At 46.1% G+C, this 12643-nt stretch carries 17 protein-coding genes and 1 pseudogene; 2 read left to right on the top strand and 16 right to left on the bottom strand.

Features of this window, described 5'->3' with window-relative positions:
* The 8 genes from RT018_RS14665 to RT018_RS14630 form a co-directional block, all read right to left on the bottom strand.
* Positions 1 to 261: type II toxin-antitoxin system PemK/MazF family toxin (locus tag RT018_RS14665; RefSeq protein WP_312943074.1), on the bottom strand; the 261-nt coding region annotated here is incomplete at its 3' end.
* A gap of 402 nt (positions 262 to 663) precedes the next feature.
* Entirely contained in the window at positions 664 to 1401 is a 738-nt protein-coding gene (locus RT018_RS14660; RefSeq protein WP_312943073.1) for an ABC transporter permease, read from the bottom strand.
* 10 nt (positions 1402 to 1411) lie between these two features.
* Positions 1412 to 2143 (bottom strand): ABC transporter permease, encoded by a 732-nt coding sequence (locus RT018_RS14655; protein WP_312943072.1) that lies wholly within the window; start codon positions 2141 to 2143, stop codon positions 1412 to 1414.
* Complete coding sequence (locus RT018_RS14650) at positions 2136 to 3059, bottom strand: ABC transporter ATP-binding protein (RefSeq protein WP_312943076.1); 924 nt, start codon at positions 3057 to 3059, stop codon at positions 2136 to 2138. Before RT018_RS14650 ends, RT018_RS14655 begins: the two co-directional genes overlap by 8 nt.
* A gap of 243 nt (positions 3060 to 3302) precedes the next feature.
* Positions 3303 to 3959: an ABC transporter permease gene (locus RT018_RS14645; protein WP_312943071.1), complete on the bottom strand. Its 657-nt coding sequence runs from the start codon at positions 3957 to 3959 to the stop codon at positions 3303 to 3305.
* Between the two features lie 102 nt (positions 3960 to 4061).
* Positions 4062 to 4985: a HAMP domain-containing sensor histidine kinase gene (locus RT018_RS14640; protein WP_312943070.1), complete on the bottom strand. Its 924-nt coding sequence runs from the start codon at positions 4983 to 4985 to the stop codon at positions 4062 to 4064.
* 3 nt (positions 4986 to 4988) lie between these two features.
* Complete coding sequence (locus RT018_RS14635) at positions 4989 to 5687, bottom strand: response regulator transcription factor (protein WP_312943069.1); 699 nt, start codon at positions 5685 to 5687, stop codon at positions 4989 to 4991.
* Positions 5677 to 5874 (bottom strand): helix-turn-helix domain-containing protein, encoded by a 198-nt coding sequence (locus RT018_RS14630; RefSeq protein ID WP_312943068.1) that lies wholly within the window; start codon positions 5872 to 5874, stop codon positions 5677 to 5679. The genes RT018_RS14635 and RT018_RS14630 overlap by 11 nt, the downstream gene beginning before the upstream one ends.
* Before the next feature lie 159 nt (positions 5875 to 6033).
* On the opposite strand from RT018_RS14630, the gene RT018_RS14625 reads away from it, so the two are divergent.
* Positions 6034 to 6357 (top strand): helix-turn-helix transcriptional regulator, encoded by a 324-nt coding sequence (locus RT018_RS14625; RefSeq protein ID WP_312943067.1) that lies wholly within the window; start codon positions 6034 to 6036, stop codon positions 6355 to 6357.
* 180 nt (positions 6358 to 6537) lie between these two features.
* Here RT018_RS14625 and RT018_RS14620 read toward each other — a convergent pair whose 3' ends face one another.
* Positions 6538 to 6792 carry a helix-turn-helix domain-containing protein gene (locus RT018_RS14620; protein WP_312943066.1) on the bottom strand — a complete coding sequence of 85 codons (255 nt, stop codon included), beginning with the start codon at positions 6790 to 6792 and terminating at the stop codon, positions 6538 to 6540.
* Positions 6789 to 7066: pseudogene (locus tag RT018_RS15885) on the bottom strand (LUD domain-containing protein). The gene RT018_RS14620 and the pseudogene RT018_RS15885 overlap by 4 nt, the downstream one beginning before the upstream one ends.
* Before the next feature lie 112 nt (positions 7067 to 7178).
* On the opposite strand from RT018_RS15885, the gene RT018_RS14615 reads away from it, so the two are divergent.
* Entirely contained in the window at positions 7179 to 7577 is a 399-nt protein-coding gene (locus tag RT018_RS14615) for a helix-turn-helix domain-containing protein (protein WP_312943065.1), read from the top strand.
* A gap of 23 nt (positions 7578 to 7600) precedes the next feature.
* Here the strand turns inward: RT018_RS14615 and RT018_RS14610 are convergent, their stop codons facing one another.
* The 6 genes from RT018_RS14610 to RT018_RS14585 form a co-directional block, all read right to left on the bottom strand.
* On the bottom strand, positions 7601 to 7879 hold the full coding sequence (locus RT018_RS14610) for a hypothetical protein (protein ID WP_312943064.1): 279 nt from the start codon (positions 7877 to 7879) through the stop codon (positions 7601 to 7603).
* 272 nt (positions 7880 to 8151) lie between these two features.
* On the bottom strand, positions 8152 to 8871 hold the full coding sequence (locus tag RT018_RS14605) for a DUF5131 family protein (protein ID WP_312943063.1): 720 nt from the start codon (positions 8869 to 8871) through the stop codon (positions 8152 to 8154).
* Positions 8872 to 8887: 16 nt separating this feature from the next.
* Positions 8888 to 9649: an MBL fold metallo-hydrolase gene (locus RT018_RS14600; RefSeq protein ID WP_312943062.1), complete on the bottom strand. Its 762-nt coding sequence runs from the start codon at positions 9647 to 9649 to the stop codon at positions 8888 to 8890.
* Positions 9646 to 10056 carry a peptide deformylase gene (locus RT018_RS14595; RefSeq protein WP_312943061.1) on the bottom strand — a complete coding sequence of 137 codons (411 nt, stop codon included), beginning with the start codon at positions 10054 to 10056 and terminating at the stop codon, positions 9646 to 9648. The genes RT018_RS14600 and RT018_RS14595 overlap by 4 nt, the downstream gene beginning before the upstream one ends.
* Before the next feature lie 3 nt (positions 10057 to 10059).
* Positions 10060 to 10620: a CDP-alcohol phosphatidyltransferase family protein gene (locus tag RT018_RS14590; protein ID WP_312943075.1), complete on the bottom strand. Its 561-nt coding sequence runs from the start codon at positions 10618 to 10620 to the stop codon at positions 10060 to 10062.
* A gap of 715 nt (positions 10621 to 11335) precedes the next feature.
* Complete coding sequence (locus RT018_RS14585; protein ID WP_312943060.1) at positions 11336 to 11962, bottom strand: hypothetical protein; 627 nt, start codon at positions 11960 to 11962, stop codon at positions 11336 to 11338.
* Positions 11963 to 12643: the final 681 nt, after the last annotated feature.

Genomic DNA, 12643 nt, shown 5'->3' with positions numbered 1-12643 from the left:
GCAGGAACGGTCAATGGTTCGCACCTGCTCCAGCAGCACAAGGGAATTCTGCCGCAGGCCGTACTGCTGGCTGCACAACCGGATATGGGTAGGCAGATGACTTTTTTTCATGCGACTGGTGATGGCGGCCACGATAATGGTAGGACTGTAACGGTTTCCGATATCGTTTTGAACGACCAGAATTGGCCTTATCCCGCCCTGTTCGCAGCCTACAACCGGCGTTAAATCTGCGTAGAACATATTGCCCTTGTAAATATGCATTTCGCATTCCTCCTTTTTGTCAAATCAGTGTTATACCACAAGGATAAGGACAGCTTTTGTGCAATAAAAAAAGAGCGTACCTGTGGACATGGTCGTCCACAAGTGCGCTCTTATGTTTTATTTCATGTTCTACATGCTCTAGTGGTTCGTATTGGTAGGCATAGTTATCCACTGAAAAATACAGGCTTTTTTTAATAAGTCACCTATGTAAAAATCAGTTATGCAGATAGCCTAATGTCGCTACAGCAAATGCGCAGCGGTGTAGTCTGTAAAGACCAACACATAAAGCAACCCTCCAAACTTTACGGGTTTTGGGGGGTGCTTTAGATATTCAGGCATGAAGAATGACCCGCCAAAGCGCCGTTTTTTTATTTGGCGGGTACCTCTTTTATTTTTACATATTTAATGGTTATCGAGTTTTTTATTCAGTCCATGTAAAATTATCAATGATAAGCCACCGCAGACCAGCAGGCTGAACAGGCTGATAGCAAACTGCACTGGCGTTGTCTCATAATAACCTGCCACACAAAAGGCTGCCGTAATCGGATAAATGGAACGCATTGTGCTTTGCATTCCTAAAAAAAGGCCGAGGAATGAATAAATTTCAGCAAATATCAGAGCAAGCCAGTATCCCTTTTTCAGCCTATACACAATAGCTATGATAGGAGATACAGCGAGGAATAAGCCACCCCCTTCTAAGAGATACATTTTAGCGAACCCCAATACCACACCCAAGTCCAGCAGAGAGATATGAAGTACCATTTCTACCGTCAATGTAACCACAAACAGGAAAGCATATAGGACAATAGACAAAACTGCCGTGACAATCAGCTTTGCCCCTACTAATTGGGAAACACTTACAGGAATAAGGGCGAGGGATTTCATGGTATCGTCCTGATCCTCCCTGCAAATCATGTAGCTGCCCATCAGGGCAATGATGGCAGGGAACACGTACAAGCTCCCCAGGGATTGTGTCGCAGTCATGTACCATGTAGCTCCGTCAACATAACGCTGTCCATAATATTGAAACTGCCCTTGCACAAATACGATAAATGCCACCATGATAGCAGAAAAAATAGCAATCCATATAATTTTTGAGCGTTTCAGTTTTAATCGTTCTGCCCATAAAAGGGTTTTCATTTTAATCCACCTACTTTCTTTTACCACGTGCAACCCTCGCCAAAATCGTTGAGGTCGTTCCCCATATGCTAATACATAGAAAGGCTTTTCCTATGTGAACAGGCTCTTTCATAACGACGCCCTCAATGTTTCTCATGAGAATGGCTGTCGCACTGGAAAGAGGATGGACGTACATGTTCACCATGAGCAGAATAAAGCCAAGAAACGTATAAACAATGGTCACACATACCGGCAAGATATAGCTTTTTTGTGAAGCGGCCACGGCAAGTACGGGTATCATGGCAAAAGGCGTTAAAATCCCGATTTCTAAGCACTTGATAAACAAAAAAGAAACGCTGTCGCTTGTAAATGCAATCATCCCCGGTACAATACCCGCCAAAATAGAGCTAATGGCAGTTGGCAGCATAAAGCAAACGGAATAGAATAATATCATCACGAATTTGCTGAAAAAGTACCCCAGCCTGCTGATAGGAACAATCCAAAGCTGCTTTAGCATATCATTTTGGTTTTCATCGTACATAAGCATGGTGCAGAGCATCCCCAGTACAAGGGGAAGAACAATCCAAGGTGTATACGATAAGGCCGTCCACTTGTAAAACTGCATGGGCGTAACCCCGGCTGTATTTGTAGTGCCAAAATAGAATATGGCGACAAGGGGCATAAGCAATGCGGCAAGTAGCATGAGCCAAATAAATTTTCTGCGGCGGAGCTTTAGGAACTCCGTTTGAATTAAGTTAAGCAATGCCTTCTCCTCCCGTGACCTTTTTGAAATAGTCCTCCAGAGTATCATTGCAAAGCTGTGAGCTGGTTACAGAGATATTTTCAAGCATCAGCGTTTTGTTGATTTCAGCCATGTCAAGGGCTGTATCGTAAAGCCGCAGGGTGTGGTCATCCTGCACCGAGTAGACTTTTACATTAAACCTGCGTTCCAATACCAAAGCGGCCTTTGCCGTATCGGAAACTTGCAGCAGGATATACTTGCCATTTTTCTTTTGAAGGTCTGCCAAGCTGTTTTCTTCCAGCAAAACTCCGTTATGGATAATCCCGATGTCGTCTGCCAGTAAGGAAATTTCAGAAAGAATATGGCTGGAAATTAAAACCGTTTTTCCGCGCTCCACACATAAATCCCGGATGAAATTTTTGACTTCGGCAATACCGATAGGGTCAAGTCCGTTTGTTGGTTCATCCAGTATGAGAAGTTCAGGGTCATGCAAGATGGCATTAGCGATTCCAAGACGCTGCTTCATGCCAAGGGAATACTTGCTGAACACCTTTTTGTCCTTATAAGGCAACCCGACAACCTCAAGTGCTTCTTTCACAGCGTTTGGTTTCGAGGTTCCGCGCAGCTTCGCAAAAATCTCAAGGTTTTCCGTTCCCGTTAGATTGGGATAAAACCCGGGTGTTTCGATAATCGCCCCAATGCGGGGATAAATGCGCTTTTCGTTACCCTTAATGTTTTGTCCGAAAACAAAGGCTTCACCGGAGGTAAGGTCAGTAAGCCCTAAAATCATTTTCATAATTGTGGTTTTGCCCGCTCCGTTGCGTCCAAGCAATCCGTAAATACGGCCTTTCTGCACATGGAGATTCACTTTATTTACGGCAGTTTGCTCCCCATATACTTTTGTCAACTGCCGGGTTTCAATCATCATATTATTCATTTTCATTTCCTTTCCTAACTGTTTTTCCAGACAACGTAATTGTATAAATTCCCGCTGCTGTCGTAATTAATAAACACCTTAAAATCTTCTTTTTCACAGGGAATTACAAACTCTACCCGTATTTGCTCCGTATGCTCCGGGCGACAGCAGGACACTTCCGGCTCGCTGTCCTCCGGCAATCCTCCGGCCTTTGTTACGGCTTCGTCCCAAGAATCCTGAATGGTCTGTACGGATTTCGTCTGCTTAGCTGTACACCATATCTGCCGCCATCGGAGAGGAAAAGCTGTAAACGCATAATGCGCTTGGTAAAGGATGAATCCCCATGAAAGAGGCGGGCAGGATAATGACGGGAAGTAGATACAGCAGGGCTGCGCCAATCGGCAGGAGATAGCTTTTTCCCAGCACAGCTAAAAAAACGATGGGTAGTATGGCGAGGGAAACAAGAATCCCGCCCTCTGCAAATAAAATGAACGCCTGCCGGATGGTTTGCATATTCAGGTCTGGAAAACCTCCTGCGATAAATCCGCCCAATATAGTAAGTATATAGGTATACAGGCACAGCGCCAGGGACAGCAAAAACATTGTGATGGTTTTAGAAAAATAGAGTTGTCCTTTGGAAATAGGAGTAATCAACAGTTCTTTCAGCGCATCATTTATATGCTCGTCAAAAAAAAATGAGGTTGCAAACATACCAAGCACAATGGGAAGAAAAACCGTTGCAAGGTTTTTGAAAGCCATCGTATATAAATCCCCGAAGCTGTCCATATAGCTGCTGCTTCTGGAAATGCTGCAAGCGCGTTCAATCGCAAAGATAGCAAGCAGCGTTGTTAAAGCAAAGATGCCCAGCATCATTCTTTTGCGTTTCAGTTTCGATATTTCAGTTTGAATAATCGTCCACATAGGTTTTCTCCTTTCTGCTTTTCAGTATATCGCAGTAACCTTGCCGAAACCTTGCCGGTTTCTTGCTTGTTTCTTGTTTTAAAATAGGAAAGCCCTGTATTGTCACAGGGCTTTCGGAAGTGTTATGGTCAATGTTATACCGCCATGCGGTGGGCTTTCCGTGCGGATCGTACCACCATGTACAGTGACAAGCTCCTGAACAATGGATAGCCCAAGGCCGTTTCCGATGCCCCCACGAGATTCATCCCCCTGATACAGTCGTTCAAAAATACGGGGCAAATCCTTTTCGGGTATCCCTTTGCCGTTGTCCGCTACAATGATATTTGCTTGCTTTTCATTCTCGGAAATCTGAATCCATACTTTATTGCCTTCACTGTGTAAGAGAACGTTTTGAAGCAGGTTGTTGAGGATACGCATATAGGCGTTGCGGTCTAACCGAATGCTATATTCTGTTTCGGGAATATCAATTTCGTAAGCAAACTGTTTATCTTCCAATGCGGGTATCCAATCCGCTAAAATATCACGGGAAATCTCATTCAAGTCACAGATTTCAAATTGAAATATTTGTTCCTTTGCATCCAGTTTGACCCACTCGAACAGGGATTCCACAAAGTCTTTCAAGTGATGGGCTTTGTTCAAAGCCACACCGATGTATTCGTCTTTTTCGTCTCCGGTTACGATTTTTTCCTGTATGGCCTCCAAATAACCGACTAAAGAGGTCAAAGGTGTTTTAACATCATGGGAAAGGCTCGTCATAAGGCGCTTATAGGCTTGCTCCGATTGTTTCAGCCTGACAAGCTGCGCCTGGTTGTTGATGGCGATTTCATTGATATTGTAGCATATCGTCTTTGTCAGATCGCTTTTTCTCGTAAGAATACGGCGATTAAGATTCCCTTTTTTTATATCTTCCAGCGCATCCTTAATAATGGATAGCTGTTCCTTGACACGGTAGAGCTTTGTTGCAAGATAGGCAATCACACAGATACATAAAAGGGTAGTGAAAAAGAAAATCAGTGTCCAATTCATGCGCTATGCCTCCTTGTTAAAGCGATAGCCGACGCCGTGTACAGTCAGGATATAAAAAGGATGTTCCGCATCCGGCTCAATCTTTTTTCTTAGCTTGCTGATAAAGGACATGATATTGTTATCATCAAATGCGTACTCGTCCTCCCATACCTGCGTATAGATTTGTTTTTTGGTAAACACACGCCCTTTATTGGAAGCCAGAAATGCCAACAAATCAAATTCCTTGCCAGTCAGGTCAACCGATTCTTCATTTATGCGCACAGTTCGATTTTCCTTGTCAATCACCATGTTTTCAAAAGTAAGCACATCCATCGGCGCAGCTTGATTAAAAGTCGTGTACCGCCGTATCAGGGATTCCATACGCGCCATCAGTTCATTAATGCTAAATGGCTTTGTCAGGTAATCGTCCGCACCAAGACGCAGACCTGTCACTTTATCTACTTCCGTGCTTTTCGCTGTCAGCATAAGAACAGGAACCGTACTACTTTTTCTTAATTCGGATAACACCTGAAAGCCATTTATACCAGGCAGCATAACGTCCAAAATTACAAGACAGTATGCGTCGCTTTTTTCTGCAATTTCTTCCAATCCGGCCCTGCCCGTGTGGGCAATATCTGCTTCTAATTCTTCTTGTGTAACACATTTTTTCATCAATGCGCAAAGCTCTGTATCATCGTCTATGATTAAAACTCTATTTTTCATTTTCTCCTCCCACATCTATTCTCTTTTTTCTTGCATCCGCTGGTTTTTTCGCATCCCTTGGAATTGCCCATGAACGGCCAAATCGGATGACGCCATCAATTCTCTTTTCCTCACATAGCTTCTGAATCCTTCGCTTGGAAATTCCCCATTTTTCAGAAGCTTGCTCTACGGATATATAATCAAGCATTTGTATTCCTCCGCAACGTATGTTTCTTATATTATATACGTTTAAACGAATAAAATCAACATTCCACTTGGAAGATATATGTTCGTGCTTATAATCATCGTTGGTTCGTTCGCAATTCTCAACATGTACTGCAAAATTGGGTGAGGAGGTGAACTAACAGTGGAGGACTTGCTGAACTTATTTGGCCAGACCATAAAGGACGCCCGCATTGCCGCAGACATGACACAGGATGCCCTTGCGGAACAAGCCGGAGTCACGCCAAGATGCATAATGGCCATTGAAAATGAAAATAAACACACAAGAATGCCGGTGCTGCTTAAGATCATCCGCACCTTGAAAATATCAGCCGATACGATTTTTTATCCGGAAATTCAACATACAGACAGAGAAAAAGAACAGCTCTTGCACATGATTCAGCTGTGCGGCCAAAAAGAAATCAAAATAGCCGCTGCAACAGTCAAGGCTCTATTGGATGCCAGATAAGCAAAACCCATCTTCTATCTTCGAGGATGGATTTTCTTCATGTCAGAGAGATATATATTGTTCTTTCTCTGTGTTTAAGAAATTCTTAGAGTGAAAAGTTCACTGCATAGGCCATGATGACACATACCATATGCCGCCGACAGGACGCATTGCTCCCTTGGCGGCAGGGTATGTGTTTTTTCATCTCACCGTAAATAGTAAACTGCTCTTGCCTCCGTTTTCCCGCCAGCGCTGTTCCTTTTGAAGATAGCCGGTCTTTTCAAGGTCAGTGATAGCTCTCTGCACAGTGCGGCGGGAGAGCTTCAAGTCCTTGGCGATAGTACCAATGGCAAGGTAACAGATTCCGTCCTTGTTTGCCCGGTCTTTCAGATACCGGTATACCACTACGGCGCGGTGCGGGACATCCGCAGCATAGAAAGAAGATAAATAGCTCAACCACGAACACCCCCTAATCCGTACGCAGAGGTATGGTAGGTGTTGCACAAAAGAGATTGGCGCATGAGGTCATAACGTTCCTCCATTGTTTGCGCTTTATCACGATCAGTGATTATATAGCTGCCTTGACGTACTCGATTAAGAAGCCCGATTTCCTCAAGCGTAACTGCCCCCCCCATGATACCGAAGAATGTTCCGGAATAAATGATAGTGCCTTTTCTACAGCTTCTATGGCGTTATCACAGTAATAAGCCTCAAACTTTCTGATTTGCAGATTTTTAATAACTGTTGATGCTAAAAGCTAATTTCTTGCTTTTATTAAATTTTCTTTCTCGGGCGGATATACCGCTGTTTTAACAGCGGCTAGCCGTGGAAGAAGATGCCCTATGTCAGTACAGGCAATAGATCCTCTTGAGGTTTTGTTTATTCCTATCAAAAGTATATTGAGTCGTTGTACGAAGTTTTGTATGGCACACGAACAATTACTTGAAAATCTTTTTGATAGTGTTGCAGAACGAGCGTTAGAACTGCATGACCGAAATGATTGTCTGATTATGCCGACTATTCGGGATAAGGTCTTAACTTACTTAGCAAGAGTTATGCTCGAAACTGGAACAGAAACTTTTACTATTCCTTTTAATAGAGAAGCAATGGCCGAATATCTAGATGTAGACCGCAGCGCCTTATCAAGAGAGCTTGCATGGATGAAGCGGGACGGCTTGATTGACTTTTATAGAAACCAATTTAAGCTATTGCAAAAAGTAGTAGAAAAAGATTTTCGCTAACTGGCAAGCAAATGGGGCCTGTGTCATAACACAGGCCCCATTTGCTTGTTGAGGGCGAGCCCCCAATCCCCCTTGAACAGCTCCATTCCGGAGCTGGCAGCGCATCCTTCAGATGCTTGAGAACAGAAGCGGTCAACACCACTCTTGTTCTTTTTCTTTCTCGGCCCACGCATGCCAGTGTCGAAAATTTTGTCCACGTTAGACTGGATGGTGAGCAACTCCCGCATATCATCGCGGGCCTGCCGATATTCCGGGTAGGCGGCTTTTATCTCCAGCAGCTTGTGTTTCCGCGGATAATTCATCGTCTTCGCCATCTGCTATGCGTTGAAAACTGCGTTTTGGATTTCTCTTCTGGTCGGTCGAATTGTAACTCTGCGGCCGAGGTTATGCAAGGATTATCCGCCAGGTAGAGCGCTCAAAACTGCGGGGCTGTAAACAAAGAAGAAGCCGCTATAGACTACCTGATAAGCCTAAAATCTTTAAGATTGTCGTCAAACATTCTAACTATCCTTACAATCATCGCTGAAAGTGTTGAAGATTTGCATCCTAAAATTCCATCACAAGTGGTTCTTAATCATGTATTGATGTTTGCTTTTCTGGCCTGTGACATCAGTTGGCGGACAGGAAGCTGATACAGCTTTCCGTCCTTCACGAAATTGCTGCCGCACTGACGAAATTCAAACTTCACACCCTGCCGCAGGCACTGTTCCCGCACATCTAAGACCCAAGCATAATCCAGTGGTCTTGCATTTCGGTCGGACTCGCCGCCTACCACCACAAGCTCCACGCCGTCCAGATGCCGCTCAATGTTCATCTTCCCCAGCATGGGCTGAAGAATGATGTTTTTATGAACAATGGGAAGCGTATCAAAGAGGGGCAGCCGTCTATACGCCTCCGCCTGGTTTTCCACGGTGCAGCCCACGGTCACATTCTCGTAGCCGTCGCCCCAGTCGGGTGGGACGCAGTCCACAAACCGCTCAATGCGTTTCGTCAGAAATAGAAAGTTCAGATCGTGCCGCTCACGCATTATGCGCCAGCAGTCGCTGCGCCACTGGTCGGTGTCTGGCAGCAGGAAATCGGATGAAAAGCAGAGATAGACCGTTTCTCCGCTTTTCATCTTGTATTCGCCCTTCTTTTCGCCCCGCTTATACCGCTCGATGGGCGCAAAGAAGTTGTCCACTTTCGTCACCACATTCGTGTCCACGCCCCGCCGGGCGTCCCCCTTGTGGATATAACAAAACCGACAGCCCTCGCTGTATTTGTGGCAGCCCCGCCACGGATTCCACATTGCCATGGTGAACCTCCTGCGCTTACAGCCAGACCGCCCAGTCGCCGTAGTCAAACGTGCCGCTGCCGTGATGCAGCTTGCCCTCAGCGTCAAGCTCGCGGAATGCGTCCCGCATACGAATCAAAATCTCGGGCTGGATATCCAGCGCGTGGTGGGCGGGAAACACCTGTTTCACCGGCAGTGCCGCGATTTTTTCAAGGCTTTTAAGATACGCCTGCGGGTCGGTGGAGGGATAGTAGGCAAAGAGCGTGTCCTTATACACCAGGTCACCGGTGAACAGATACCCTGTCGCGTCTTCCCAGAAGCACATGTGCCCCGGGGAGTGCCCCGGCGTGTGGAGCACCGTGATTTCCCTTCCGCCGAGGTCGATGGTATCGCCGTCGTGCAGAACCCGCGTCGGCGTTCCCTGAAAGAACTGGTAAGTCGCCACATCGTAGCCATTCGGCAGGTCACAGCGGTCAACCACCATGTCGTGAATTGTCTCCATGCTCAGGGGAAACTCGCCGGAAAGCCAGTTCAACTCCGCTTCATGGGCGTAGAAGTCGGAGTAATATTTGTGGCCACCGATATGATCCCAGTGGATGTGTGTGGCGACCGCCGTCACCGGCTTGTCCGTCAGCTTTTTTACCTCCGCTGAAATGTCGCAGATGCCAAGTCCTGTGTCAATGAGCAGTGCCCGGTCATCGCCCTCTAGAAGATAGCAATGGGTCTCCTCCCAGTGGCGGTATTCGCTGATGATGTGCGTCTTTTCATCAATCTGGTCGATGGTGAACCATGGTTTCATATGATAACCCCCTCGCAGTGGTCGATTTCATGCTGAATAATCTGAGCTGTCCAGCCGGTGAAGGTCTTGATGCGAAACTGAAAATCCCGGTTCTGCCAGCGTACCTTGATGGACTTCCAGCGCCGCGCCTTGCGTGTGCCGATTAGCGACAGGCAGCCCTCCTCGGCGTCATAAGGTTGGTTTTTTTTGATGATTTCAGGATTGAACATCACCATGTATTCACCGTCATTGTCAATGGCGATGATGCGCTTTGAAATGCCGATCATATTCGCCGCCATGCCCACGCAGCCGTCCTTGTGGGCGATCAGTGTCTCCAGCAGGTCGTCCGCCACCGGAATGTCCGCTTGTGTCGCAGGCTCCGAGACCTGCTTCAAAAAGTCCTCATCTCTCATGATTTCACATACCATTATTCATCGCTCCTTTTGTGCTGCCAAAAAGTCTGCCTTTTGATAGAACCCTTTGCAATTCCGATTCAACATGGGTGAGCTGACGGTGATCGCAAACTCCTCCACGGAGGAGAAAAGCGCCGCCACACATAAAATCACGCCGGACGCGGTCAGCCCCAGCGCCGCGTACAAAATCGGGAATGCAAAGATCAGCGCACCTGTCGCCTTATTCGCATAAGTGTGCAGGGCGGAAAACGTGCGGTATTTTAGAAAGCCCACGACATACCCTGCAAGCCGCACCGCCGCAATGCACCCGGCGCATACCCAGAGCCATGCGGGAAGCTGAACATTTCGCAAAACCACAACGGCAATTGCCACCGCAAAGACCAGATCGGCGGCACTGTCCAGCGTCGCGCCGACATCGCTCTGAATGTGCAGGGCGCGGGCAACCGGGCCGTCCAATAAATCGCTGACCCCGCCGCCCAGATAACAGACCCAGAACACGGGAGTAAACGGGGCTGCCAGCACCATTCCCACAGCAAACAGAAACCGCGAGGCGGTCAGTATATTCGCAATATAGTTCATCACTGACATCACCGCCCTTTTTATCATTCTATCACACTTTTCCAATATCGTCGTGAAAAAACATCTAAGTGTATGGGTGCACAATATTCTCGATTCCGCGTTTTCTTCCCGCTCGGACGAGGGGCAACTCTGGACATTCGAAGAAATCGCCAAGGTAAGCGTTCAAAATCTGCGGGGCTGTTATCAAAGAATACGGCGGCGGATGAACGGCGCACCGAGATAACAAAAGGCACAGAACCGGAGTCATCACTCCATTTCTGTGCCTTTCGTCTGTTATATGCTTTTGAGTTTTCCGGCTTCGGCAGCGGTATCGTGGTACTAACTGCACGTTTCTTTTGATGTAGTCCCAGTATAAAGTTGGATTGCCTGTCCAATAGTGGTGCTTTCTGCAAAGAGTAATGCTGTGTGTAATTAGCAATGTGAATAGGAATATCTTACTTTGCTTTTTTTCATGCTTAACCCTTCACATCATAAGTCATAACCCATAGCCATTGCCACTTCATAACTATAGCAGTGCGAAACAGGAGCATCAAGGATAGGCATAAAAATATTATGACCACCACAATTGCCGTGCTTTTTACGGTTCTTTTCTTCACGGTATCCTCCATAGTCGCTAATGTATTTAGCAGGAACCATCCTCAATATCTGACGATGGTTCCCGCCTCCCGTAGACAGGCAAAATGCTCAAAATCAAACTAATCGAGAAATGGAGTTATCAATAGAAGCGAGCAGTCGCATGCTGATAGCAATACTTATAATGATTTGAGCTGACCGTGCTGGAGGCTTCAAACTTGACGGTTGCAACATCGTCGATCCCAAGATCCAAATTGGCACCCCCTGTTGATGTTGTAGTTCCGTTTTGATAGAAGTCTCCATTTACGACATACTCAATTGACAGCGGCCCCCGCAGCCATACTTGTACATCCCCGCTGAATTGCTTAGACATACCGTTGTACATCCTGTTCATCTGAACGGAATAAATAGACGTAATGCCCCAAACCCCATCACCAACGGATATCTGGCAATAAAATTCCAGTGTTGGCCGGTATATACTCGAGACATCAACCGAAACAGATACCGTGCGATAGGAGTCGTATCCATATAATTGGAATGCGCCGCGAGCCGGAAAAGCTTTGAGCGCCTCCTCATATGAAATTTCGCCTACTTGTGCATATCGTTCCACCATTTCTTCAAAAGTCATGATATCACTAACTTGGATGTCACTTATCTGGATGTCGTCTGGATTTTCGGAAACAGAGACAAGGGTTGCTTGCGCGGGAACAAACAAAGCGGAAAACACCATTGCCACAGCCAGCATCATCGAACTAAGTTTTTTCATCATCCTTATCCTTTCTAGTCTGTAAAATATTACATATGTAAGCAGCCAGTCCAGCAAAGCACAGGCACACTCCGCATAATTGAAGTGTCTGCTGGAAATATGCAAAGCGCTGCTCTAGAAAATTTGCTTCATTGAGAATGCTAAAGTAGATTATTCGCATGATAAGACTGGAATAAAAGGGGCTTGCTAAAATCAGCACAAGTCCGGAAATAAACAGTTTGACAGCGTTTGTTTTTTTCAAGCGGTTAATTCACCTCGTTTCAGTATCCTGCAGTTCCCACAGGTTAAGTAGATGGATATAGCAGGCTTTTTATTTACTTTAATAAACGTATGCATTGGGATTGCCTTTTATATTTTAATACTTACTGCATTGGCCTGCTCTTTTCGTGCCCCCGGTGACGTGGGATCATCGGCTTTGGGTCCACTTCGTAATACTACCTGCCAAAAGTTCTGGTCATCATATCCAGAACTTCCGCATTGGGGAGGCTCCCCCAACAAGCAAAAGCAGAGTGCGGACATACCCGCCTTGCTTACGGCTAATGCGTGACTAGGAAGCTGTAACTTAATCACAATTTACAAAAGGCCAGGGGCGGAGCATTGCTCCGTCCCTGACTGTGACTTAAAGGGGTGATTTAATACTTCCCTAAGAAACTTTTTTATCGATCCCTAATCCAATCAGTATGC

This window comes from Oscillibacter sp., assembly GCF_032060045.1.
GTDB lineage: Bacteria > Bacillota > Clostridia > Oscillospirales > Oscillospiraceae > Oscillibacter.
This window is presented reverse-complemented; position numbering and strand designations above follow the sequence as displayed.